The organism is Nocardioides sp. GCM10023255 (assembly GCF_042653125.1).
Classification (GTDB): domain Bacteria; phylum Actinomycetota; class Actinomycetes; order Propionibacteriales; family Nocardioidaceae; genus Nocardioides.
The window spans coordinates 264,178-286,269 of record NZ_JBHSHU010000002.1 but is presented as its reverse complement, the minus strand read 5'-3'; the positions used below and the strand labels follow the sequence as shown (position 1 = coordinate 286,269).

Annotated in this window: 23 protein-coding genes; 15 read left to right on the top strand and 8 right to left on the bottom strand. The window is 73.7% G+C overall.

Features of this window, described 5'->3' with window-relative positions; genetic code table 11:
* Positions 1 to 4: 4 nt before the first annotated feature.
* Positions 5 to 154: a hypothetical protein gene (locus ACFO9I_RS03670; protein ID WP_379177902.1), complete on the bottom strand. Its 150-nt coding sequence runs from the start codon at positions 152 to 154 to the stop codon at positions 5 to 7.
* Positions 155 to 350: 196 nt separating this feature from the next.
* Here ACFO9I_RS03670 and ACFO9I_RS03665 point away from each other — a divergent pair, with 196 nt between their 5' ends.
* The 3 genes from ACFO9I_RS03665 to ACFO9I_RS03655 all read left to right on the top strand — a co-directional run bounded on the left by ACFO9I_RS03665 (position 351) and on the right by ACFO9I_RS03655 (position 3,885).
* Positions 351 to 935 carry a hypothetical protein gene (locus ACFO9I_RS03665; protein ID WP_379177900.1) on the top strand — a complete coding sequence of 195 codons (585 nt, stop codon included), beginning with the start codon at positions 351 to 353 and terminating at the stop codon, positions 933 to 935.
* Positions 936 to 1,032: 97 nt separating this feature from the next.
* Positions 1,033 to 2,127: a CHASE3 domain-containing protein gene (locus ACFO9I_RS03660; protein ID WP_379177898.1), complete on the top strand. Its 1,095-nt coding sequence runs from the start codon at positions 1,033 to 1,035 to the stop codon at positions 2,125 to 2,127.
* A gap of 297 nt (positions 2,128 to 2,424) precedes the next feature.
* Positions 2,425 to 3,885 carry a glycoside hydrolase family 30 protein gene (locus ACFO9I_RS03655; RefSeq protein WP_379177896.1) on the top strand — a complete coding sequence of 487 codons (1,461 nt, stop codon included), beginning with the start codon at positions 2,425 to 2,427 and terminating at the stop codon, positions 3,883 to 3,885.
* On the opposite strand, the gene ACFO9I_RS03650 is transcribed toward ACFO9I_RS03655, so the two are convergent.
* Positions 3,860 to 5,386: a DUF4389 domain-containing protein gene (locus ACFO9I_RS03650; protein ID WP_379177894.1), complete on the bottom strand. Its 1,527-nt coding sequence runs from the start codon at positions 5,384 to 5,386 to the stop codon at positions 3,860 to 3,862. The genes ACFO9I_RS03655 and ACFO9I_RS03650 overlap by 26 nt on opposite strands.
* Positions 5,387 to 5,435: 49 nt before the next feature.
* Positions 5,436 to 5,855, bottom strand: a complete 420-nt coding sequence (locus ACFO9I_RS03645) for an Hsp20/alpha crystallin family protein (protein WP_379177892.1) — start codon at positions 5,853 to 5,855, stop codon at positions 5,436 to 5,438.
* 136 nt (positions 5,856 to 5,991) lie between these two features.
* On the opposite strand from ACFO9I_RS03645, the gene ACFO9I_RS03640 reads away from it, so the two are divergent.
* The 5 genes from ACFO9I_RS03640 to ACFO9I_RS03620 all read left to right on the top strand — a co-directional run bounded on the left by ACFO9I_RS03640 (position 5,992) and on the right by ACFO9I_RS03620 (position 9,964).
* Positions 5,992 to 6,627: an alpha/beta hydrolase gene (locus tag ACFO9I_RS03640; protein WP_379177890.1), complete on the top strand. Its 636-nt coding sequence runs from the start codon at positions 5,992 to 5,994 to the stop codon at positions 6,625 to 6,627.
* A gap of 105 nt (positions 6,628 to 6,732) precedes the next feature.
* Positions 6,733 to 7,992 carry a hypothetical protein gene (locus tag ACFO9I_RS03635; RefSeq protein WP_379177888.1) on the top strand — a complete coding sequence of 420 codons (1,260 nt, stop codon included), beginning with the start codon at positions 6,733 to 6,735 and terminating at the stop codon, positions 7,990 to 7,992.
* Between the two features lie 40 nt (positions 7,993 to 8,032).
* A complete protein-coding gene (locus ACFO9I_RS03630) occupies positions 8,033 to 8,491 on the top strand; it encodes a TspO/MBR family protein (RefSeq protein ID WP_379177886.1) in 459 nt (152 codons plus the stop codon).
* Positions 8,488 to 8,847: a TraR/DksA family transcriptional regulator gene (locus tag ACFO9I_RS03625; RefSeq protein WP_379177884.1), complete on the top strand. Its 360-nt coding sequence runs from the start codon at positions 8,488 to 8,490 to the stop codon at positions 8,845 to 8,847. The genes ACFO9I_RS03630 and ACFO9I_RS03625 overlap by 4 nt, the downstream gene beginning before the upstream one ends.
* A gap of 46 nt (positions 8,848 to 8,893) precedes the next feature.
* Positions 8,894 to 9,964, top strand: coding sequence for an NADH:flavin oxidoreductase/NADH oxidase (locus ACFO9I_RS03620; RefSeq protein WP_379177882.1), 1,071 nt, complete (start codon positions 8,894 to 8,896; stop codon positions 9,962 to 9,964).
* A 10-nt stretch (positions 9,965 to 9,974) separates the two neighbouring features.
* On the opposite strand, the gene ACFO9I_RS03615 is transcribed toward ACFO9I_RS03620, so the two are convergent.
* Positions 9,975 to 10,688, bottom strand: a complete 714-nt coding sequence (locus tag ACFO9I_RS03615) for a FadR/GntR family transcriptional regulator (RefSeq protein WP_379177880.1) — start codon at positions 10,686 to 10,688, stop codon at positions 9,975 to 9,977.
* Positions 10,689 to 10,833: 145 nt separating this feature from the next.
* Here ACFO9I_RS03615 and ACFO9I_RS03610 point away from each other — a divergent pair, with 145 nt between their 5' ends.
* The 3 genes from ACFO9I_RS03610 (at position 10,834) to ACFO9I_RS03600 (ending at position 14,154) form a co-directional block, all read left to right on the top strand.
* Complete coding sequence (locus ACFO9I_RS03610; protein WP_379177878.1) at positions 10,834 to 11,355, top strand: gluconokinase; 522 nt, start codon at positions 10,834 to 10,836, stop codon at positions 11,353 to 11,355.
* On the top strand, positions 11,355 to 12,791 hold the full coding sequence (locus ACFO9I_RS03605) for a GntP family permease (protein WP_379177876.1): 1,437 nt from the start codon (positions 11,355 to 11,357) through the stop codon (positions 12,789 to 12,791). The genes ACFO9I_RS03610 and ACFO9I_RS03605 overlap by 1 nt, the downstream gene beginning before the upstream one ends.
* A gap of 79 nt (positions 12,792 to 12,870) precedes the next feature.
* Complete coding sequence (locus ACFO9I_RS03600; RefSeq protein WP_379177874.1) at positions 12,871 to 14,154, top strand: MFS transporter; 1,284 nt, start codon at positions 12,871 to 12,873, stop codon at positions 14,152 to 14,154.
* Here ACFO9I_RS03600 and ACFO9I_RS03595 read toward each other — a convergent pair.
* Together ACFO9I_RS03595 and glgA are read right to left on the bottom strand one after the other, a co-directional pair.
* A complete protein-coding gene (locus ACFO9I_RS03595) occupies positions 14,142 to 14,573 on the bottom strand; it encodes a hypothetical protein (protein WP_379177872.1) in 432 nt (143 codons plus the stop codon). The two genes, ACFO9I_RS03600 and ACFO9I_RS03595, sit on opposite strands and share 13 nt — an antisense overlap.
* A 62-nt stretch (positions 14,574 to 14,635) precedes the next feature.
* Entirely contained in the window at positions 14,636 to 15,823 is a 1,188-nt protein-coding gene (gene glgA, locus ACFO9I_RS03590) for a glycogen synthase (RefSeq protein WP_379177870.1), read from the bottom strand.
* Between the two features lie 52 nt (positions 15,824 to 15,875).
* Between glgA and glgC the strand changes: the two genes are divergently transcribed.
* A complete protein-coding gene (gene glgC, locus ACFO9I_RS03585; protein WP_379177868.1) occupies positions 15,876 to 17,123 on the top strand; it encodes a glucose-1-phosphate adenylyltransferase in 1,248 nt (415 codons plus the stop codon).
* Positions 17,124 to 17,189: 66 nt separating this feature from the next.
* On the opposite strand, the gene ACFO9I_RS03580 is transcribed toward glgC, so the two are convergent.
* Entirely contained in the window at positions 17,190 to 17,756 is a 567-nt protein-coding gene (locus ACFO9I_RS03580) for a mismatch-specific DNA-glycosylase (RefSeq protein ID WP_379177866.1), read from the bottom strand.
* A 75-nt stretch (positions 17,757 to 17,831) separates the two neighbouring features.
* On the opposite strand from ACFO9I_RS03580, the gene ACFO9I_RS03575 reads away from it, so the two are divergent.
* Positions 17,832 to 18,344 carry a hypothetical protein gene (locus ACFO9I_RS03575; protein ID WP_379177864.1) on the top strand — a complete coding sequence of 171 codons (513 nt, stop codon included), beginning with the start codon at positions 17,832 to 17,834 and terminating at the stop codon, positions 18,342 to 18,344.
* A gap of 20 nt (positions 18,345 to 18,364) precedes the next feature.
* On the opposite strand, the gene ACFO9I_RS03570 is transcribed toward ACFO9I_RS03575, so the two are convergent.
* Positions 18,365 to 19,918 carry an alpha/beta fold hydrolase gene (locus ACFO9I_RS03570; protein WP_379177863.1) on the bottom strand — a complete coding sequence of 518 codons (1,554 nt, stop codon included), beginning with the start codon at positions 19,916 to 19,918 and terminating at the stop codon, positions 18,365 to 18,367.
* A gap of 113 nt (positions 19,919 to 20,031) precedes the next feature.
* Between ACFO9I_RS03570 and ACFO9I_RS03565 the strand changes: the two genes are divergently transcribed.
* Together ACFO9I_RS03565 and ACFO9I_RS03560 are read left to right on the top strand one after the other, a co-directional pair.
* Complete coding sequence (locus ACFO9I_RS03565) at positions 20,032 to 21,222, top strand: site-specific DNA-methyltransferase (protein WP_379177861.1); 1,191 nt, start codon at positions 20,032 to 20,034, stop codon at positions 21,220 to 21,222.
* On the top strand, positions 21,219 to 22,073 hold the full coding sequence (locus tag ACFO9I_RS03560; protein ID WP_379177859.1) for an oxidoreductase: 855 nt from the start codon (positions 21,219 to 21,221) through the stop codon (positions 22,071 to 22,073). The genes ACFO9I_RS03565 and ACFO9I_RS03560 overlap by 4 nt, the downstream gene beginning before the upstream one ends.
* Positions 22,074 to 22,092 lie beyond the last annotated feature (19 nt).

The window sequence follows — 22,092 nt, the reverse complement described above, 5'->3', positions numbered from 1 at the left end:
CGGCTCAGGTGAACCAGACCGCGTCGCACCCGTCGCACTCGTAGCGCTGGCTGACGACACCGTCGTCGAACTCCACCGACCGCAGCTGCCATCCGTGCGTGTGGCCGGTGAGCTCCTCACGAGCACCTCCGGCGGGCTCGACCAGCGCCGTCATTGTCCCAGCCCCTCGGTGGTGCCGCGGTCGCGGCGTCGGATGGACGGGCGCCACCCTCGGTGCACGCCTCGGGAGTAGTGCCCAGCCGGGCGACATCTCAATCATGGGACGCGCCAGGCCGCTGCGGCGTTGCCCCGCCGGACCGTGTGGTCTGGACCGCACGGTTGAATCCTGTACGAGCGGGAACGGTCCCGCCATGTCGATCCTCGCCAGCGTGCGCCAGGCCGGCCCGTCCGGCTTGCTGACCAGCGTCTCCCGCACCGTCGGGCTGGGTCCGGCCAGGCCGTGGCTGCCGGCGGGGGAGACGTTGCGGGCCCGGCTCTACCGGCACGGGCTCGAGCCCGGCGTGGGAGTGCCCTGGCTCGACGAGCCCGGCGTGGTCGACGCGCAGGTGCGGTTGACGTACGCCGCCTCCCTGGCCGGCTCGCAGGTCGCCGTGACCGGTCTCGCGCTCCGGGTCGAGAACCCCGACGGGTCGGTCGGCGACGTGCTGATGCAGGCCCGCGGGCCCCGGCGTGGCGCCGCCCGGGACACGGTGCTGACCACGGCGACGCCGTACGTCGTCGCGGGCGTGCCGGGCGGGCTGCTCACCCTCGGGGCGCGCCAGTGCGGCGCGGAGACCTTTGAGCTCCTGTGCGTCGCCGGCGACGGGGAGTGGCGCCCCTTCGGCGACCTCCGGGTCTCCCCGCGACCGCACGGTGGCCGGCCGCTCGACCCGGACCCGCTCGCGAACGTGCTGCCCGGTCTGACCACCCGCATCCCGGCACCGCGCGCCTCCTGACCCCACTCCGGCAGTACGGTGTCTGCTGGGCAGACCCGGCTCTGCCCGGGCCGCCTCGGTAGGAGTTGGGCCGAGGAGGGGCCGGAAAGGGGTGGGCGTGACGCGCGAGGACCCCGACCTGCCTGCATCGTCCCCGGCTTTCCACCCGGTCCGATCGCTGCGCTTCTGGTTGACCGCGGCGGCGATCCTCGCGCTGCTGGCCGTGGGCACCGGCGCGGTGTCGACCCTGGTGACCCGGCAGCTGGTCCAGGACTCGACGACCGAGCTGACCGAGCGCCTGCGCCCCGCGCAAGGTGCGACGCAGCAGCTGCTCACGGCGTACGTCGACCAGGAGAGCGGCCAGCGCGGCTTCGTCCTCACCGCGGACGGGGCGTTCCTCGATCCCTACCGGTCCGGGGCACGCAAGTCGGCGGAGCTCGAGGACCGGCTGGCCGTCCTGCTCCGGGGCGACCCGGAGGCGCTGCGGCTCCTCGCCGACGTCTCGGCGGCCGGGCAGACCTGGCAGCGCCACGTCGCGGCCGAGATCGTGGAGGTCCGCGAGAACGGGACCGGAGGCCACGACAAGGTGGCCCACCAGCGCCAGGAGAAGGAGCTCTTCGACAGCCTGCGTGACCGGCTGGAGGCGCTCCGCGCCGACGTGGACGGGCTGGTGGACGACGAGGTCGAGCAGGTCGCGACCGCCCAGGACCGGGTGGACGCCGCCATGGTGGTCGCCGTCGTGCTCGCCGTGTTCGCGCTGGTGGCGACGATGGGTCTGCTCCGGTTCGCGCTGACCCGGCCGTTGCGCGAGCTCATCGAGCAGCTCGGTGTCGTCTCGGCCGGGGACTACGAGCGGCACATCGACGCCGAGGGACCCGAGGAGGTCCGGCAGATCGCCGAGGCCGCCGAGACGATGCGGGTGAGCGTGGTCGACCGGTCCACCGAGCTGGTCGCAGCCCAGCACGAGCTGAGCGTGCAGACCGAACGGCAGCGGGTGGCCGCGGACCTGCACGACACCACCATCCAGCGGCTCTTCGGGCTCGGGCTGCGGCTCAGCGCGCTCGCGTCCCAGCGTCCCGAGCTCGCCGGCACCCTCAACTCCATGATCGACGAGGCGGACGAGATCATCCGCGAGCTGCGCCGGATGATCTTCGAGATGGGCGGCACGCAGGCCGGCGTGGAGCGTCCGTCGCCGGACCGGCTGCGCAGCTGACCGGTCGCGCCTAGACGTCAGGACAGAACGAGGGCCCGTCACCCTCCCCGGTGCCGGGCCCTCAGGACCGCTGGACTGGAATCAGCGGCCTGGCTGCGCCGACCGGGTCCGTGGCAGCGACGTCACGGGCGCCGGTCGACGTGTCCAACGATCCCGCGACGCGGCGTGACCGGCATCCCCCATGCTGGGGATCCCCTCGCGCGTCGGCCCCCGTCCCGGGGTTTGGCCGCGCCGTGGCGCTCCGGCCACACTGGAGGGGACCGGAGCACCTTCCTCGGACCCGTCCCCGGAACCCCCATGCCCCAGCTGACCCCGTCCGCGCGCCGCCGTCCCGCCCGCCCGGGCGTCGCCCCCCTGGCCCTGCCGGCACTCCTCCTCGCCACCGTCCTGACCCTGGTGGCTGGCTGCGCGACCCCGGACGAGGGCGCACCGGAGCCGGGCGGCGACGCCACCGCGCTCCCGGCTCCCGCGGTCGACCCCGGCGCCGGCGCGCGGCTGTGGGTGACGTCCCCGACCGACCCGTCGCGCCGGTTGACCCGGACCGACCCGGTCGCCGGTCCCGGCCCGGCGACCGCGGAGATCGACGTCGACCCCGGTGACCGACGCCAGCGCTGGTGGGGGACCGGCGCCGCACTCACCGACGCGTCCCGGCAGCTGCTGGCGCGGCACCCCGCCGCTGCCCGGCTGCTGTTCGCCGCCCACCGCCCGGACGGCGCCCGGCTGAACCTGCTCCGCCTGCCGCTGACCGCCACGGACCTCTCGCCCCGGACCTGGGCATGGGACTGGGACGGCTCGCAGGCCACGCCGCCCAGGCCGGCGCGACGCGCGGTGCGGATGGTGACGCGGTCCCTGGCAGGCCTGGCGCCCGACCTGCGGGTGGTGGCCACGCCCTGGAGCGCGCCGGCCGCGATGAAGACCAGCGGGTCGCTGCGCGGCGGGGCGCTCCTCGACCGGGCCGTCCCCGACTACGCGCGGATGCTGGTGTCGCAGGCGCAGTGGCTGGCGCACCGCGGCGTACCCCTCTGGGCGATGACGCTGGGCAACGAGCCCGGCTACTCCACCGACTACGCCACGATGACCATGACCGACGAGCAGATGACGCGGCTCGGCGAGGCGGCCGGCCCCCGGCTCGGGGCAGGTGGCGTGCACCTGTGGGCCCTGGACCACAACTGGGCGGACCGGCCTCGCGCGGACACCGTGCTGGGCGCGGCTCCGGGCGCGTTCGACGGCGTCGCGTTCCACTGCTACGGCGGCACCCCCGACCAGATGGCAGGTCTCCCGGTCCCGAGCCTGGTCAGCGAGTGCACGGGCACCACCGACGGCTGGTCGGGCACCTTCGGCTGGGACGCGCGCACCCTCGTCGCGGACGCCGTCTCCGCGGGCTCGTCGGGGCTGATGATGTGGAGCCTCGCGCTGGACGCCGACCACGGACCGGTGGACGCCGGGTCGCAGTGGGGCTGCAAGGACTGCCGCGGCCTGGTCACCGTCGACGGCGACCAGGTGCGGCCGGAGCCGGAGCTCTACACCCTCGCGCACCTGTCCCGGGCCGCGTCGCCCGGCGCCCGCGTCATCGCCTCGAGCGCGACCCCGGGCCTGTCGGCGGCCGCCTTCCGCAACCGCGACGGCAGCATCGGCGTGTTCGGTCAGAACGCCACCGGCGCCACCCGGACGGTCGCCATCAGGATCACCGGCCGGATCGACCTGTCCTACACCGTCGCTCCGGGGGAGATGTTCACGTTCCGGAGCGCGGCCGCCTGAGGGCGGCGACCAGCAGGACCGTGGCGATCGCGCCGAGGACGATGCCCGCGACCAGCAGCCCCACGGCGATGTTGTCGAGGATCGGGATGGTGGCACCCACCGAGACGTCGGCGGCCACCGGCGTGGTGCCCTCGCCGTTCATCACCACGAGCGTCCAGCTGCCCTCGTCCGCCGGCCAGGTGATCGTCTGCTGTCCCTGGCCGCTGGCCGAGGCCACCCAGAAGTCCTGGTCCTGCGGGGCGCCGCGCGGGGAGCCGCCGTCGACGAAGTCGGTGTCCGGTGTGCGGTCGCCGCCCAGCGGGTCGTTCACCGTCGAGCGCGCCACGCCGGCGAGGTAGGCCTCGACGTCGCTGGTGCGGGCGATCCCGACGAAGACGCCGTTGTCGGTCCGCGCGTCCGCCTCGACCTTGACGGTGCCGAGCCAGCGCTCGGGCAGGTCGGCGGCCGGGGTGCCGTTGCGCAGCTCCACCTCGGGGCTGGTCGCGGCGTACCCGGGCGAGGCGAACACGACGTCCGAGCTCATCAGGTAGCCCTGGCCGTCGCGGACGGCGTCGTCGGCGAGCCGCAGCACGCCACCACCGGCCAGCAGGCCCAGGGAGGAGAACGCGAGGACCGCGCCGACGATCACCGCGATGATCCGCCCGGCGCCCCAGCGCGACGGGGGCCGCGCGGGCGGGACGCCGGGTCCCTGCGCGGGTCCTTGCACGGGTCCCTCCACCGGGCCCTCCACGGGGCCGGCGCCGAACGGTGCGGCGGCCGGTGGGACGGGGGAGGGCGGGCCCTGCGGGGGTGGTCCGGTGGCCGGCGGCGGGCCGCCGCCCACCGTGAGCAGGCCGGTTCCCGGGTCGGTGCCTCCCAGGTCTAGCCGGAACGGCGGGTAGTCGTCGGTCATCAGGGCGGCGTACGCCGCGACCCGCAGCACCCAGCGGTTGAGCCCGAGCACGAGGTCGAAGATCCCGCGCGGGTAGCGTCCGGTGAAGAGCAGCACGACCGCGGCCACGAGCACGAGGAGCCCGATCAGGCCACCGCTCCAGCCCTGGGAGGCGTCGGCCTCGCCGCTGGTCGCGACGTACACGCCGGTGCCGACGAAGAACGCCACCACCACGTAGTGCGGGATCGCGAGCAGCCACCACTTGACCAGGGCCAGGCCCCGCGAGAGCTGGGCGGGGTACTCGATCTCGAGGTGGGCCGGGTAGTCGGGCCGGTCCTCGAGGGTGAACGGCGGGTAGCGGTCGGTGCCCAGCCCGCCGTACGCGTAGTAGGCGACCCGCCAGCTCCAGCGCAGCACCCCCACGTTGAAGTCGAAGACGGCGCGTGGGTAGCGACCCGTGACCAGGATCGCCACCCACGCCACCACGCTGAGCACCACGAACGCGACCCACAGCAGCGCCAGGACCAGGTAGTGCGGGATCGCCAGCAGCCACTTGACCAGCCACAACCAGCGGCTCAGGTCGGCGTCCAGCGTCGCATCCACCCGGACGGGGTAGCCGTGCGAGCTCATGGTCCCTCCCTCTCAGCGCGCCCTCGGTGGTCCTGCGCGCGGACCCGGCTCAGGACTCCGGGCGCTGGACCGGGATCGGGGTCGGCCCCGTCGACGTCGAGACGGTCGGGAACCCGACCTCGAGGATCCCGTCGCGGTACGTCGCGGTCACGGCCGACGGGTCGGTGCCCTGCGGCAGGCGCACGCTGCGCGCGAACGCGCCGTACCGGAACTCGCTGTGCTCCTTGTCGCGCTCCTCCTCGCGACGCTCGCCACGGATGGTGAGCACGTCGTCGTGGACGGTGAGCTCGATGTCCTTGGTCGGGTCCACCCCGGGGATCTCGGCCCGGATCGTGCCGTGGCCGTTGTCCACGAAGCTCTCGACCCGGATGAAGTGGCCGCCCTCCCGCGGCGAGAGACCGACTCCGGACTCGAGCCAGTCGAGCATGTCGGCCAGCCGGTTCGAGGCGCGTACAGCAACAGTGGACATGGTGGGTTCTCTCCTCTCGGCAACCGGACTGACGGGGCCGGTCCTGACCTCCAGCGTTGCCCCGGCCCGGAGGCCGACGCAGGGGAGAAGGTCCCGCTGGGGCAGGGACGTTGTGCGGGAAGGGCACACTGGCGGCGTGCACGCCCAGCCCCGCCTGCTCGCGACCCGGGTCCCCCGTCGGCCCGAGGGCGTCGTCGTCGTGCTGCACGGCGGCGCCAGCAGGCCGGGCCGGCCAGCCGTCAGTCCCACGCAGCTCTCCGTGGTGCGGATGGTGCCGGTGGCGCGACGCATCGCCCGCGGCGGTCGGGGGCGGCTCGTCGTCCTCCGGCTGCTGAACTCCTACCGCGGCTGGGACGCCACGCACACCCCGCTCGACGACCTCGCCTGGGCGCTGGGCCGGGTGCGCGACCGGCACGGTGACCTGCCGGTGGCGCTGGTCGGCCACTCCCTCGGAGGCCGGGCCGCGCTGCTGGGCGGGGCCGAGAGGGGGGTCCGCAGCGTGGTCGCGCTCAACCCGTGGGTCTACCCGAGCGACCACGCCGACCTGACCGGCCGTCGGGTGCTGGTCGTGCACGGCACCGAGGACCGGGTCGCCGACCCCGGGCGCTCGGCGACGGTGGCCCGCAACCTGGCCGGCACCGCCGAGGTCGAGTACGTCGAGGTGCCCGGCGCCCGGCACGCCATGCTGCGCAGGGGCGGGCGGTTCGAGCGGCTGGCGTCCGCTTTCGTCAACCAGACCCTCCTCGGTGACGGCGACCTGACGGCCCGGTGACCAGTGGTGGGGAAGCCCCAGATTTGGGCAGACGGATACCAGGCCGACCACGTAGGGTCGAGGCACGGCCCGCAACGTCAGCGGCATAGTCAACGGGAGGCGGCCTTGCGCCGGGCACTGGTCATCATCGTGGGGGCGGTCGTCGCTGCCCTCGTGCCGTTCTCCGCTGCGCGTGCCGACAGCACCGTGGTCGTGCGGGGGCTCGGGTTCTCGGCCGACAGCATGACCAATCTCGCGATCGTCGGCTGCGCCGACCTCTTCGGCATCGGCGGCGGCTCGCCGACGACGTACCTCTCGCCCAGCCCCGGCGGCCCGGCCGGAAGCCGCAGCCTGAAGTTCGACCTCGACGGCGGCACCGCCGTCGGCTCCCAGCACCGGGTCTCCTCGATGGCCGCCACCACCGTGGCCGGCCTCTCGGTCCTGGCCCCGCAGGGGACCAGCGGCGTGGCGTACGCCGGCTACCAGTCGCCCGAGGACGCCGGCACGACCCTGGTCTGGGTCGGTCGGGCCCCCCTCTCCGTCGCTGCCGGCCCGTGGCGCCGGCTGGACGCGCCGGCCCTGACCTACCGCTGGACCAAGTACGACCTCGCCAGCCGCCAGCCCGTCGACTCCGGCGCACCGACCAGCAGCACGGTCAGGGCCTTCATGGCGGCGCACGGCGGTGACGGTGCCGGCTTCTACGCCCTCGGCCTCGGCTGCGACGGCCGGCCGTTCAAGGTCGACGCGCTGCGCACCGGCCGCGCCGGCGACGTCACCACCTACGACATCGAGGGCTACACCACCGCGACCGGCATCAGCGGCTCCGCGATGCGGATCTCCGCGGGCGACGCCCTGACGATCAACGGCCACGTGTCCAGCGACATGATCGGCCCGCTCGCCCAGGGCCTGCTGGTGCTCGAGGCGCAGTCGTTCGGCGAGCAGGGCTTCAAGCCGGTCGACGGGGCCGCCCTCGAGGTGTCGGGCGGCGGCACCAGCGCGACGGTCAGCCCGACCACGCACACCGTCTACCGCTGGCGGTTCGGTGGCTCCTCGTCGGCCGAGGGCAGCGTGTCGCCCGTCTTCACCGTCGACGTCGCGCCCGTCGTCACCGCCACCCCCGACGTCGCCGCCGCCAAGGCCGGCGGACAGCTCGCGATCGTCGGCACGACCACGCCGGCCCGTCCGGGCACCCGCGTCACGCTCTGGCAGGTCGGCCCCCACGGTCCCGTGCGGATGGGCACCGACACCACCGACGCCGACGGCGCCTACCGGGTCACCGTGCCCCGGGGCGAGACCGGCGGCTTCCGCTACTTCGTCACCGTGCCGGCGGGCGGGGGCAACCTCGCCGGGCAGTCGCCCACGCAGTCCTTCGCGCCCCTGCAGTAGGCACGCCACCGGGCTTGGTGCGGTCGGCGAGAGTGGGGGCATGCGCGCTCACGTCCTCACCGCCACCATGACCGCAGCCGCCGCGGCGATCGGCAGCCGCGGCACCACGCCCGACAGCGCGTGGTACAGGTCGCTGGACAAGCCGTCCTGGCAGCCGCCGGGCGTCGCGTTCCCGCTGGTGTGGACCCCGCTCTACGGCCTGATCGCGTGGGGGACCGGCCGGCTCGTCGAGCGCGCCGCACCCGAGGACCGGGCCCGGGTGGTCGCGCTCACCGGCGCCGACCTGGCCGTCAACGCCGGCTGGTGCTGGGCCTTCTTCGACCGTGAGTCGCCCCGGGCCGGGCTGGCGACCATCGCGGTGCTGAACGGGCTGAACCTGGCGCTGCTGCGGGAGGCCGCCCGACGGGACCGGACCGCGGCGGCCGCGCTCGCGCCGTACGTCGCGTGGACCGGGTTCGCGACCGCGCTGAACGCCTCGATCTGGCGCCGCAACCGGTGACCGACCCCCTCGCCGACCCCGATCGGCTGCTCGCCGTCCGTCTCCTCCGGGAGGAGCGGGACCGGACGGCCGACCGCCTGGCCCGCCTGCGCCGCGACTTCCGCGGGGTGGTGGACGCCTCGCTGGACTCCAACGCCGACGACGAGCACGACCCGGAGGGCGCCACGATCGCGTTCGAGCGCTCGCAGGTCGACGCGCTGATCCGCCAGGCGGAGGCGCACCTGGCCGAGGTCGAGGCGGCGCGCACCCGCCTCGCGACGGGCGCGTACGGCGTCTGCGAGGTGTGCGGCGAGCCGATCGCGCCGGAGCGGCTGGAGGTCCGGCCCACCGCCCGCACCTGCGTGCGGTGCGCCTGACCCGGGCGTCAGGAACATCGGCGGCGGTGCCGCGGTTGGGCGTCGTATGAGCCAGCTGTTCAGCCCGATCACCCTGCGCGAGGTCACCGTCCGGAACCGGGTGTGGGTCTCGCCGATGTGCCAGTACTCCGCCGTCGACGGTGTCCCGGACGACTGGCACCTCGTGCACCTCGGCTCGTTCGCGCGCGGCGGTGCCGGGCTGGTGCTCACCGAGGCCACCGCCGTCGTCCCGGAGGGGCGCATCTCGCCGGCGGACACGGGGATCTGGAACGACCAGCAGCAGCAGGCGTGGGCGCGGATCGTGGAGTTCGTGCACTCGCAGGGTGCGACGGCGGGCATCCAGCTGGCGCACGCGGGCCGCAAGGCGTCCACGAAGGCGCCGTGGGAGGGGCGCGGATCCGTGGGCGACGAGGACGGTGGCTGGCAGCCGGTCGGCCCCTCGGCCTCGGCCTTCCCCGGCCTGCGTGACCCGCGGCCGCTCGGGCTCGACGAGCTGCCCGGCGTGGCCGTGGCGTTCGGTGACGCCGCAGAGCGTGCCCTCGCCGCGGGCTTCGACGTGCTCGAGATCCACGCCGCGCACGGTTACCTGCTGCACGAGTTCCTCTCGCCGCTGTCCAACCAGCGCCAGGACCAGTACGGCGGCTCCTTCGACAACCGGGTGCGCCTGCTGCTCGACGTCGTTGCCGAGGTGCGCCACCGGGCCGGCGAGGCGGTCCCCGTCGTGGTCCGGATCTCGGCGACCGACTGGGTCGAGGGTGGCTGGACGGCCGACGACTCGGTCCGGCTCGGTGTCCTGCTGCGGGAGGCGGGCGTCGACCTCGTCGACGTCTCCTCCGGCGGGAACGCCCTCGCGGAGATCCCGGTCGAGCCCGGCTACCAGGTGCCCTTCGCCCGTCGCGTCCGCACCGAGGCGCGGGTGCCCACCGGCGCCGTGGGGCTGATCACCGAGCCCAAGCAGGCCGAGGAGATCGTCGCGGACGGCTCTGCCGACGTCGTGCTGCTCGCCCGCGCGCTGCTGCGCGACCCGCACTGGGCGCTGCGCGCGGCGCACGAGCTCGGGGTCGAGGTCGGGCGGGGGATCGACTGGCCGGACCAGTACCTCCGCGCCGCCCTCTGACCGGCACGAGTCAGGTCTGCTCCTCGCGCAGCGCGGTCGCGGCCTCCTCGATGATCTTGCGCATCGCGGTCTCCGCCGTGGCGCTGTCACCGAGACGGACCGCGCGGGCCACCTCGTCGTGCAGCGCGATGGCCTCGGGGTTGGGGCGCGCCGGCATCATGCCGTGGTGGGTGCGGCCGCTGAGCACCTCCTCGACGACGCCGTCGAGGGCCCGCAGCATCTCGTTGCCGCTCGCCTCGAGCAGGGTGCGGTGGAAGATCGTGTCGGCGAGCAGGTAGGCGTCGAGGTCGCCGTCGCGACCGTGCACGACCATGTCCGACACCGCCGCGGCCAGGATCCGGCACTGGTGGCCGTCCGCGCGCTGGGCGGCCAGGGCCGCCGCGACCGGCTCGATCCCGCGCCGCAGCTCCGAGAGCGAGAGCAGCTGCTCGGTCCGGTCGCCCTCGTCGAGGCGCCACCGGATCACCCGCGGGTCGAAGACGTTCCACCGGTGTCGGGGCTGGATGGTGATGCCGACCCGGCGTCGCGAGGCCACCAGCCCCATCGACTCCAGCACCCGGATGGCCTCGCGGGCCACGCTGCGCGAGACGGCGTACTCGCTGCAGATGCCGTCGAGCGTGAGCACCTGCCCCACCTCGAGCCGGCCCGACGCGATCCGGCCACCCAGGGCGCTCAGGACGCTCGCGTGCTGGCCGGGGGGCGGGATCGTGGTCACGGCAAACATCATGTCACCCTGGCTCTCGTTGCGTAATGAACGGGCAATTTCCTTCTAGGGGTTGCAAAAGTATGACTAATCGGGTCACCATGTGACGACCAGCACAACCCCGCCCGGTGCGAACGCGTCGGGCACGAGCCAGGGAGTACGCCGCATGCAGCACCCGCCGCTCCTCGTCGTCATGGGTGTCTCCGGATCGGGCAAGTCCACGGTCGGAGCCGCACTCGCCCAGCGCCTCGGCGTGCCCTTCGTGGACGCCGACGACCTGCACCCCGCCGCCAACATCGCCAAGATGACCCGCGGTGAGCCGCTCGACGACGACGACCGGCACCCCTGGCTCGAGACGATCGGCGACTGGCTCGCCGGCCACCCCGAGGGCGGTGTGGTGAGCTGCTCGGCGCTGAAGCGGAAGTACCGCGACCAGCTCCGTGACCACGTCGCGAGCCTGGAGTTCCTGCACCTGCAGGGCAGCCGCGAGGTGATCGCGCGCCGCCAGGCCAGCCGGCCGGGCCACTTCATGCCCGCCTCGCTGCTCACCTCGCAGTTCGCGACCCTCGAGCCCCTCGGACCGGACGAGCGCGGCGTCGTGATCGACGTCGACCAGAGCGTCGACCGCATCGTCCAGCAGTACGTCGACCGGCACGCCGCCGCGTCCACCCCCGTGAAGGAGAACTGATGTCCACCCTGACCGCCCTGCTGCCGCTCGCCGGCACCAGCCTGATCGAGCCGGTGGCCGGCGGGACCCAGCTGATCCTGGCCACCCTGCTCGGCATCGCGCTGATCGTCGTGCTCATCACCGTCGTCAAGGTGCACCCGTTCCTGGCCCTGACCTTCGGTGCCCTCACCGTGGGCGCCGTCGCCGGGCAGAACATCCTGGCCAACGAGGCCAAGACCGGCGTGCTGCCGTCCTTCCTCGCCGGTTTCGGGACGACCGCGGCCGGCGTCGGGACCCTGATCGCGCTGGGTGCCATGTTCGCCAAGCTGCTGGCCGACTCCGGCGGCGCCGACCAGATCGTCGACACCATCGTCAGCCGGGCGACCCCGCGCACCCTGCCGTGGGCGATGGCCCTGGTCGGCGGCATCATCGGCCTGCCGATGTTCTTCGAGATCGGCCTGGTCATGCTGATGCCGGTGATCTACCTGGTCGCCCGGCGGGCACAGGTCTCCCTGATCACGGTCGGCATCCCCGCGCTCGCCGGCCTCTCGGCGATGCACGGGTTCGTGCCCCCGCACCCCGGCCCGGTCATCGCCGTCGGCAACCTGGGCGCCAACCTGGGCCTGACGCTGGGCCTCGGCGTGCTCGTGGCCGTCCCGACCGTGATCGTGTCGGGCCCGGTCTTCGGCCGGTTCGCGGGTCGCTGGGTCGACATCCCCGCGCCGGCGACGTACGACACCGCCGCCCAGCAGGTCTCCGACGGCCCCGGCGCCACCACCACGCTGCGCCGCCCGACCTTCCGGGTCACGCTGTTCAGCGTCCTGCTCCCGGTCGTGCTGATGCTGGGCAAGGCGCTGGCCGACGTGCTGGCCGACGACCCGACGGCCCCGGCCCGGCGCGTCCTCGACCTCGTCGGCGAGCCGTTCTTCGCGCTGCTGATCGGCCTCGTCGTCGCCATGTTCACCCTCGGTCGCGGCTCGGGCATGGACCGCAACCGCATCTCCGTCACGCTCGGCGAGTCGCTGCCGCCCATCGCCGGCATCATCCTCATCGTCGCCGCGGGCGGCGGGTTCAAGCAGGTCCTCGTCGACACGGGCGTGGGCACCCTGCTCGGTGACTGGGCCCGCGACGCCAACGGTTCGGTGCTGCTGCTCGCCTGGGTCCTGGCGGTCCTGATCCGCCTCGCCACGGGCTCGGCGACCATCGCCACCATCACGGCGTCCACGCTGGTCGTGCCGCTCGTGGCCGGGCTGCCGTCCGCCGAGGTCTCGCTCGTCGTGCTGGCCATCGGTGCCGGCTCGGTGTTCTTCTCCCACGTCAACGACGCCGGGTTCTGGCTGGTCAAGGAGTACTTCCGGATGGACGTCCCGCAGACCATCAAGACCTGGTCGGCGATGGAGACGGTGCTCTCGGTCAGCGGCCTGGTGTTCGTCCTGCTCCTCAACCTGGTGATCTGACCCGGCAACGTCGTACGCCCCGGTCGCCCGCGCGACCGGGGCGTATGACGTCCACGCCTGCGTGATGCATCCTGTGCCGATGCTGATCAAGGGACCGGACGCGGGGCGACTGCGGGTGCCGGCCGTCCTGCGCGACGAGCCGCAGTACCGGCTGCTCTTCGGCAGCCAGGTGCTCTCGATCCTCGGCGACCGGGTCACCTCGATCGCGCTGCCGTTCGCGGTGCTGGCCACCGGTGGCGGGGTCGCGGACGTGGCGCTGGTCTCCGCGGCGCAGTTCGTCCCCTTCGTCGTCCTCGCGCTGCCCGCGGGAGTCTGGGCCGACCGGCTGGACCGCAAGCGCATCCTGGTCGCCTCCGACCTGGTCCGGATGGCCTGCCAGCTGGTGGCGGCGGCGCTGCTGCTCGGGGGAGGGGCGTCGGTGACGGCGCTCGTCGTGCTGGCCGCGGTGTACGGCGGCGCCGACGCGTTCTTCGCCCCCGCGTTCACCGGGCTGCTGCCCTCCACGGTGAGCCCGGCCAACCTGCAGCCCGCCAACGCGCTGCGCGGGCTGTCGTTCTCGGTGGCCAACGTCGTCGGACCGGTGGTCGCCGGGCTGCTGATCGCGTACGCCGGAGGGCCGGGTGGTGCGTTGCTGTTCGACGCCTCGACGTTCGTGGTGTCGGTCGCGCTGCTGGTGCCGCTGCGACCGCGGGTGGTGGAGCGGGCCATGCACGAGGAGGACCCGGCCGCCACCACCGACCACTTCTGGACCAGCCTCCGCGAGGGCTGGGGGGAGGTGCGCCGCCGGCGCTGGGTCGTCGCGTTCCTGGCCGGGATGAGCGTCTACCACGCGGTGGTGCTGCCCTCGATCTTCGTGATCGGGCCGGTGCTCATGGACCGCGAGCTGGACGGCGCCCGCTCCTGGGCGGTGGTCACGGCGTGCTTCGGGGTCGGCTGCGTGCTGGGCGACCTGCTCTTCCTGCGCTGGCGCCCGCGGTTCGCGCTGCGCGTCGCCAGCCTGATGCTCGTCGGGGCCTCCTGCCAGGCCGCCTTCATCGGCAGCGGGCTGGGCGCCTGGGGCATCGGTGCGCTCGAGCTGCTGGCGGGCATCTGCGTGACGGGTGCGTTCACGCTCTGGGAGACCTCGCTGGGCGAGCACGTGCCCGAACGGTCGCTGTCCCGGGTGTCGAGCTACGACTACCTCTCCACGGCCGGCGTGATCCCGCTCGGCAACCTGCTCGCGGGCCTGGCCAGCGCGGCGTACGGCCTGCACGCCACGCTGGTCGGCATGACGGTGATCGGCGTGGGCGTGTCCGTGGCCGTGGCGTCGTCGAGGTCGGTGCGGACCCTGCCGCGGGGCGCGGAGGCGGCTCAGGCGGGCTGAGCCAGCACGTCGTCCATCGGCAGCGGCACCAGCTGGTCGTCGGTGGCGAGGTGGACGACGTCGGTCTCCACCCCGGCGCTGCGGCAGGCGGCGTACAGGCTGCGGGCCCAGGCGAGGTCGTCGGGGCCCGGGCCGCCGCGTCCGGGACGGGAGCGCAGGAAGGCGACCCGCTCCCCGCCGCGCATCTCGCCGCGGAAGAACCCGAGGAACTCCACGAGCGACGCCTGCTGCTCCGCGTCCGGCGGGTCGACGGTCTCCTCCACCTGGGTCAGGTGCGGCAGCGGCGTGTGGTCGGCCTGGATGAACATCACCCACAGGCTGTGCCCGTCGAAGCCGAGCGGCTCCATGAGGTGTCGCCAGGCGGCCTCGAGGTCGGCCTGGGTGCGGATGGTGGGCGTGAACGGCGTCTTCTCGGTCATGCGGTCCAGCCTCACCCGGGGCGCCGGTCGGCGCGACCGGTCATCCACAGGGGCCGGCCGGGTCAGAGCACCGACCGGTAGACCTCCACGGTCCGCTCGGCGATGGCACCCCAGCTGAACGCGTCGATCGCGCGCTGCCGCCCGGCCCGACCCATCTCCGCCGCGCGCTCCGGGTCGCCGACGACCTCGTTCAGGGCCGCGGCGAAGTCGGCGACGTACTGCTCGGGGTCGAGCGGGGTGCCGGTGCCGTCACCCGCCTGCTCGATCGGCACCAGCCGGCCGGTCCCCCCGTCGACCACCACCTCCGGGATGCCGCCGGTCGCGGTCGCCACGACCGCCGTCTCGCAGGCCATCGCTTCGAGGTTGACGATGCCGAGGGGCTCGTAGATCGAGGGGCAGGCGAACGCCGTGGCCGCTGTGAGCAGCGCGACGACGTCGCGGCGCGGCAGCATCTCGCGGATCCACACCACCCCGCCGCGGGTCGCGGCGAGCCCGTCCACGAGACCGACGACCTGTGCCTCGATCTCCGGGGTGTCGGGCGCGCCCGCGCACAGCACGATCTGCACCTCGGGCGGCAGCTGCGCGACCGCGCGCAGGAACAGCGGCAGGCCCTTCTGCCGGGTGATCCGGCCCACGAAGACCACCGAGGGGCGGTCGGGGTCGACGCCGAGCTCGCGGACCCGGTCGGGGTTCGCGACCGGCCGCCAGTCGTCGGTGTCGATGCCGTTGTGGACCACGTGGACACGGGCCGGGTCGATCGAGGGGTAGGAGGCGAGCACGTCGTCGCGCATCGCCGACGACACCGCGATCACGGCCGCCGCGGCTTCGTACGACGTCTTCTCCACCCACGACGAGACGGCGTACCCGCCCCCGAGCTGCTCGGCCTTCCACGGCCGCAGCGGCTCGAGGGAGTGAGCGCTGACGACGTGCGGCACGTCGTAGAGCAGCGAGGAGAGGTGGCCGGCGAAGTTGGCGTACCACGTGTGGGAGTGGACCAGGTCGGTGCCGGCGCAGCCGTCGGCGATCGAGAGGTCGACGCCGAGGGTCTTCAGCGCGCCGTTGGCGCTCGCGAGCTCGGCGTGGTCGGCGTACGACGTGGTGCCGGGCTCGTCGCGCGGCGCACCGAACGCGTGGACGCGGGTGTCGAGGTCGGGCAGCGCGCGCAGCGCCCGCACGAGCTCGGCGACGTGGACCCCCGCCCCGCCGTAGATCTCGGGTGGGTACTCCTTGCTGAGGACGTCGACGCGCATGCCGTGAAACTACCCCTGCCCGTGGATGGCCCGACAGGGCTAGCGTGCAGCCATGAGCCCGAGCAGCCGCAAGAAGGTCCTGGCCATCGTCCTCGCCGGCGGGGAGGGGAAGCGGCTGATGCCGTTGACGGCGGACCGGGCCAAACCGGCCGTCCCGTTCGGCGGCATCTACCGACTCATCGACTTCGCCCTGTCCAACGTCGTGAACTCCGGCTACCTGCAGGTGGTCGTGCTGACCCAGTACAAGTCGCACAGCCTGGACCGCCACGTCACCCAGACCTGGCGGATGTCGACGATGCTCGGCAACTACGTCACCCCGGTGCCGGCCCAGCAGCGGCTCGGCAAGCACTGGTACCTCGGCAGCGCCGACGCGATCTACCAGTCGCTGAACCTGGTCCGCGACGAGCGGCCGGACATCATCGTGGTGGTGGGCGCCGACCACGTCTACCGGATGGACTTCTCGCAGATGGTCGACCAGCACGTGTCGAGCGGCGCGGCGTGCACGGTCGCGGCGATCCGCCAACCCATCGAGATGGCCGACCAGTTCGGCGTCATCGACGTGCAGCCCGACGACCCGTCCCGGATCCGGGAGTTCCTCGAGAAGCCCACCGACCCGGTGGGGCTGCCCGACAGCCCGGGCGAGGTGCTGGCGTCGATGGGCAACTACGTGTTCGACGCCGACGCCCTGGTCGAGGCGGTGACCCGGGACGCCACGATGACCGGCTCGAAGCACGACATGGGCGGCGACATCGTCCCCGCCTTCGTCCGGCGCAACCAGGCGGGCGTCTACGACTTCAAGGACAACGACGTCCCGGGCGCGACCGAGCGCGACCGCGGCTACTGGCGCGACGTGGGGACGATCGGGTCCTACTACGCCGCGCACATGGACCTGGTCTCCCCGCTGCCGGTGTTCAACCTCTACAACTTCGACTGGCCGATCTACACCTCCTACGGCCCGCAGCCGCCGGTCAAGATCACGCCCGGCGAGGACGGGATCGCCTCGCGGACGCTGGAGTCGCTGCTCTCGCCCGGGGCGGTCGTCAGCGGCGGCTCGGTGAGCCGGTCGGTGCTCTCCCCGGCGGCCTTCGTCGGCTCGGGTGCGGAGGTGAGCGACTCGGTGCTGATGAACGGCGTCCGGGTCGGCGCGGGCGCGGTGGTGCGCAACGCGATCCTCGACAAGAACGTCGTGGTCGCACCCGGCGCCAAGATCGGTGTCGACCCCGACGCGGACCGGGCCCGCGGTTTCGTGCTCGAGGACGGCCTGACGGTGCTCGGCAAGGACCAGGTGTTCGGGGACTGAGGCGTTCCAGGGGATAGTCCGGCACGTTCTGCCCGCGGACGTGGCGAGAACGTGCCGGACTATCCGTCAGAGAAGGCCTGCGGCGCGCGCGGGTCCGGCGTACGCCGCGGCGAGGCTGTCGACGGTCTCGTGCGCGTTGAGGCCGCTCGGGTTCGGGACGACCCAGAGCTCGGCGCCCGCGAACGGCTCGGGCTGGCGGCCGAGGGTGGCCTTCGGGTGCCCGAAGGCGTGGCGGTACGCCGTGATGCCGGCGACCGCGACGACGCGCGGGGCGACCCGGCGGACCAGCTCCTCGAGCCGCCGGCCGCCCTCGCGCAGCTCCTCCCGGCTCAGCTCGTCGGCACGGGCCGTGGCCCGGTGCACGAGGTTGGTGATGCCGATGCCGCGGGCGCGCAGGCTGCCCCGGTCGGCGTCGGTCATCCCCGCCAAGGGGTCGACCGGGTGCTCGAGGACTCCGGCGCGCAGCAGGGCGGGGTAGAAGCGGTTCACCGGGTGCGCGAAGTGGGTTTGGGTCGCGGCGGTCCACAGCCCGGGGTTGATCCCCACGAACAGCAGCCGCACGTCGGGGCCGAGCAGGTCGGGCACCTCGGTGTCGCGGAACGACTCGAGCTCGGCGCGGGTGAAGCGGGGCACGCCCGCATGCTGCCACGCCCGTCCGCCGGTGGGCGGGCCGGGGAACCCACGACGGCCCGGTAGCGTCCCACTGTCATGCGACGAACTCTCGGACCCCTGCTCCTGTCCCTGGTGCTGGCCTCGGGCCTGCTCGCCGGCTGCGGCGACGACGGGTCGGGCACGGCCACCGACGACGGCTCGCCCTCGGCGAGCGAGAGCCCCTCGGAGTCGGGCAGCCCGATCGGCAACGGCACCGTGGACTTCACCCAGGTCGCGCTGATCAGCCAGTCCGGTGCCGGCGGCCGGGCCAGCCAGCGGCCCACGGTGCTCGACGACGAGGCGGCCGTGGGGGCGTTCGCCCGGCAGTTCCGGACCGACGCCGTCGGGAACCGCATCGAGCAGGCGATCGCGAAGGCCGACGTGCCTGACGACCAGACCGTGCTCGGCGCCGTCGTCGCGGTGGGCTGCGACGTGCCGCCGGGGGTGACCGTGCACCGGATGGGGGACGGCCTGGCCGTCACCGCGATGAAGGTGCGCAAGCCGCTGCCCGAGTGCCTGGTCGCGGTGACCACGGTGGCGCTGGTGGCCGTGGACTCTGACGTGCTCTGAGCCCGGTCGGGTCGAGCCGGTCAGCGCGCCACCACGGGGAGGTGGACGACCGTGTCGTCGAGCACCACGGCACCCGGCGTACGACTGCCCATGCCCACGAAGGTGTCGCTGACGGGGCTGGCGAGGATGAACAGCGACTGGCCGGCGGGCACGTCGACGGCCACCGACGGCAGCGCGATCCGGCGCCGCTCGCCGGTCACCGGCGCGGGCTCGTCGAGCGGCAGCACGTTGTTCTGGACCAGGTGGGCGTCGGCCGCGGACGTGCCGACCGCGAGGCCGTAGAACGCGCGGTTGCCCACGCCGAGGGCGGTCAGGTCACCGGAGAGGTACGGCGTCCCGGCCACCCGGACCGGGCCGTCGACGATCCTGTACGACAGCGGCACGCCCCCGGTCTCGGGGGTGGCGACGGTGCCGACGTCGTACGCCGTGTCCGCCTTGACGGAGCTCACCGTCGTGCAGGTGCTGGTCGGCGTGGCCAGGTGGTAGCGGCCGTAGCCGCGCAGCCCGGTCTCGCGGCCCTTGAGCTGCTCGTCGAAGAAGCGGACCGAGAGCCGCTCGAAGCTGCCGCCCGCCAGCCTCCGGCTGCACGGGTCGGACGTGACGTCGATGCCCGGCGGGGTGACCGCCGGAAGCACGTGGCCGCCGTTGTAGGCGACGAAGATGCTGTGCCGTCGGGCCCGCTTCGTGATCGTGTGCCGCCAGCTGGCCAGCCCCTGCTGCAGCGGGAACAACGAGTCGGTGGTGCCCTGGCCGAACAGGACCGGGATGTCGAGGCGGCGGCCGTGGTCGACGTGCCACTTCGGGCCGTTCTTCTCGAAGAAGGCCACCATGTCCTCCTCACCAGGCACCGAGCCGTCCGGCCAGGTGCCGGTCGCGGCACCCTCGACGAGCGCGGCGTACACGTTCGGCGGGAGCGCGTCGGAGGCGGTGGAGGCCGCCGAGAGGGCGGTGGCCCAGGCGGTGCGGACGACGTCCTCGGGCGCGAGGCTCTGGCTGAGGTCGTACCACGTGATCTCGGGGGCGAGCGCGTCGAACACCGGCCTGCCCTTCAGGCGCAGCTCCTCGAAGGCGCCGAGGAGCTGGTAGCCGCCGCCGTAGCTGCCGCCGATCGCCCCCAGGCGGGGGTCGCCCGGGCCGTCCTGCTGCACCCAGCCGAACCGGCTCACCAGCCGGACCAGCCTGCGCACGTCGTGGCCCTCGACGCCGGGGTTCTCGACGTACGCGTGGCCGCCGCTCTCGCCGAACCCGCGCTGGTCGAAGGAGAGGACGGCGTACCCCGCGTCGAGGAAGCGCCGGAACGCCGCGGGGTCGGTCGTGCGCGAGCCGCCCCAGCCGTGGCTGTGCATGATCATCGGGACCGGGTGCCGCCTCGTCGCGCCGGCGGGGCGGAAGAGCGTGAAGCAGATCCGGACCTTCGTGGTGCTGCCTGGGTCGGGCACGCTGGTCAGGCAGTCGTCGGCGACCCTCACCCGGCTCGTCGGGGCCGCGCCGGCCGCGGCCGTGGCGGCCGGGAGCGCGGTCAGGGTGGCGGCGGCGAGCACGGCGCCGAGGGCGAGGGCGATGCGCGACTTCATGGGGTCCCCGTTCGCGATGGTGGTGCGTGTTCCAACGACCTTCCCGTCGAGACGTCATGCGAACCGTGGTCCAGACCGAGCCACGCGGGCACCGTCGCACTAGGGTGCGGCTCGTGGGGCAGCCGTGGAACACCTTCATCGAGGGGGACAACCTCGAGGTGCTCGGCCGCCTGGACGAGCCGGTGGACCTCGTCTACATCGACCCGCCGTACAACACCGGCAACGACTTCGCCTACCGCGACGACTTCCGGCACGGCGACGCACGCAGCACCCGGCACCAGGCCTGGGTGGCGATGATGCGACCGCGGCTCGAGGCCGCCCGGTCGCTGCTGCGCGACGAGGGCGCGATCTTCGTGAGCATCGACGACAACGAGGTGGCGCACCTGCGGCTGCTGATGGACGAGGTCTTCGGTGAGGCCGGCTTCCTGGCGCAGGTCGTGGTGAACCTGAACGCCAAGGGGCGCCAGCTCGGCAAGGGCTTCGCCACCAGCCACGAGTACCTCCTCGTGTACGCCAAGGACCCGCGGCGCTGCGTCCTCGACGCCAGCAGCAGCGACGCCGTCGACGAGCGGGACTTCCCGCTCACCGACGAGCCGACCGGCCGGCGCTACCGCCGGCTGCCGCTGCGCAACACCAACAAGAAGTTCAACCCGCAGACCGCCCGCACCCTGCACTTCACGGTGTGGGGTGACCCGGTCACCGGGCGGGTCTCGACCACGCCGTTCGACGGCGCCCGGGAGATCGGCCCGGTCTTCGGCGACGGCCGGCCGGCGGTCTGGCGCTGGTCGCGCCCGCTGATCGACCAGCGCCCCGACGACCTGGTCTGCCGCACCGTCAAGGGCAAGCACGGGGACCGCGTCGACGTCTTCCAGAAGGACTGGCTGCACAGCGACGCCCCGGGCGGCCGGCGCAAGAAGCTGCGCACGATCTGGCTGGCCGAGGAGATCGGCTCCACCGACACCGCGGTGGCCGAGCTGAAGGAGATCGTCGGCCACGTCTTCGAGTCGCCCAAGCCGACCGGGCTGATCCGCCGGATCCTCGCGACCATGCCCGACGACGTGCGCGTCCTCGACTTCTTCGCCGGCAGCGGCACCACGGGCCACGCGGTCGCGCTGCAGAACGCCGAGGACGGCGGCACCCGCCACTGCACCAGCATCAACTCCGCCGAGCCGACCCGGGAGGGCTCCAACGCCCGCAACGCCGGGCTGCTCACGGTCGCCGACATCACCCGCGCCCGGCTGCGCGCGGTCGCCGAGACGGTCGGTGGTGGACTCGAGGAGGACCCGCCACACTGGCGGCCATGACCCCACCCCCTGAGCAGCAGTCCGGCGGCGCGCGCGTCGCCCTCGTCACCGGCGGATCCAGCGGCATCGGCGAGCGGACCGCGGTGCGGCTGGGCCGGGCCGGCTTCGAGGTGTACGCCGTGGCGCGGCGGGTGGACCGGATGGCCGCCCTGGAGCGCGAGGGCGTCACGACGTTCGCCATGGACGTCACCGACGACGCCTCGATGGTGGCCGGGGTCGAGCGGGTGGTCGCCGAGCGCGGGCGGATCGACGTGCTCGTGAACAACGCCGGGTACGGCTCCTACGGCGCGGTCGAGGACGTGCCGATCGACGAGGCCCGCCGCCAGTTCGAGGTCAACGTGTTCGGGCTCGCGCGGCTGACCCAGCTGGTGACGCCGCACCTGCGCCGGCAGGGGAGCGGGCGGATCATCAACATCTCCTCGATCGGCGGGAAGTTCTACGAGCCGCTGGGCGCGTGGTACCACGCCACGAAGTTCGCGGTCGAGGGCTTCAGCGACAGCCTGCGGATCGAGCTGGCGCCGTTCGGCATCGACGTCGTGCTGGTCGAGCCCGGCCCGATCCGCACGGAGTGGAACGAGATCTCCCGCGAGAGCCTCACCGCGACGAGCAGCGGCGGCGCCTACGAGGAGATGGCCGCCCACGTCCGGGGGGTGCTCGAGCGCGCCGACACCAGCAGGCTGATGTCGAGCCCGCCCGAGGTCGTGGCGAAGAAGATCGTCAAGGCCGCCACGGTCCGCCGGCCGCGCGCCCGCTACCCGGTCGGCCGCAACGCCGGCACCATCCTGGGTGCCCGCCGGCTGCTGCCCGACGCGGCCTTCGACGCGGTCGTCAAGCGGATGTACCTGCCCTGACCCGGCTCACCGGTGGACG

Excerpts from the sequence above, each read along its gene's own strand:
- ACFO9I_RS03560 (WP_379177859.1), top strand. The coding sequence starts at position 21,219 with ATGACCCCACCCCCTGAGCAGCAGTCCGGCGGCGCGCGCGTCGCCCTC.
- ACFO9I_RS03615 (WP_379177880.1), bottom strand. The coding sequence starts at position 10,688 with ATGTTTGCCGTGACCACGATCCCGCCCCCCGGCCAGCACGCGAGCGTC.
- ACFO9I_RS03655 (WP_379177896.1), top strand. The coding sequence starts at position 2,425 with ATGCCCCAGCTGACCCCGTCCGCGCGCCGCCGTCCCGCCCGCCCGGGC.
- ACFO9I_RS03620 (WP_379177882.1), top strand. The coding sequence starts at position 8,894 with ATGAGCCAGCTGTTCAGCCCGATCACCCTGCGCGAGGTCACCGTCCGG.
- ACFO9I_RS03600 (WP_379177874.1), top strand. The coding sequence starts at position 12,871 with ATGCTGATCAAGGGACCGGACGCGGGGCGACTGCGGGTGCCGGCCGTC.
- ACFO9I_RS03670 (WP_379177902.1), bottom strand. The coding sequence starts at position 154 with ATGACGGCGCTGGTCGAGCCCGCCGGAGGTGCTCGTGAGGAGCTCACC.
- ACFO9I_RS03645 (WP_379177892.1), bottom strand. The coding sequence starts at position 5,855 with ATGTCCACTGTTGCTGTACGCGCCTCGAACCGGCTGGCCGACATGCTC.
- glgA (WP_379177870.1), bottom strand. The coding sequence starts at position 15,823 with ATGCGCGTCGACGTCCTCAGCAAGGAGTACCCACCCGAGATCTACGGC.
- ACFO9I_RS03605 (WP_379177876.1), top strand. The coding sequence starts at position 11,355 with ATGTCCACCCTGACCGCCCTGCTGCCGCTCGCCGGCACCAGCCTGATC.
- ACFO9I_RS03630 (WP_379177886.1), top strand. The coding sequence starts at position 8,033 with ATGCGCGCTCACGTCCTCACCGCCACCATGACCGCAGCCGCCGCGGCG.
- ACFO9I_RS03575 (WP_379177864.1), top strand. The coding sequence starts at position 17,832 with ATGCGACGAACTCTCGGACCCCTGCTCCTGTCCCTGGTGCTGGCCTCG.
- ACFO9I_RS03610 (WP_379177878.1), top strand. The coding sequence starts at position 10,834 with ATGCAGCACCCGCCGCTCCTCGTCGTCATGGGTGTCTCCGGATCGGGC.
- ACFO9I_RS03570 (WP_379177863.1), bottom strand. The coding sequence starts at position 19,918 with ATGAAGTCGCGCATCGCCCTCGCCCTCGGCGCCGTGCTCGCCGCCGCC.
- ACFO9I_RS03665 (WP_379177900.1), top strand. The coding sequence starts at position 351 with ATGTCGATCCTCGCCAGCGTGCGCCAGGCCGGCCCGTCCGGCTTGCTG.
- ACFO9I_RS03595 (WP_379177872.1), bottom strand. The coding sequence starts at position 14,573 with ATGACCGAGAAGACGCCGTTCACGCCCACCATCCGCACCCAGGCCGAC.
- glgC (WP_379177868.1), top strand. The coding sequence starts at position 15,876 with ATGAGCCCGAGCAGCCGCAAGAAGGTCCTGGCCATCGTCCTCGCCGGC.
- ACFO9I_RS03650 (WP_379177894.1), bottom strand. The coding sequence starts at position 5,386 with ATGAGCTCGCACGGCTACCCCGTCCGGGTGGATGCGACGCTGGACGCC.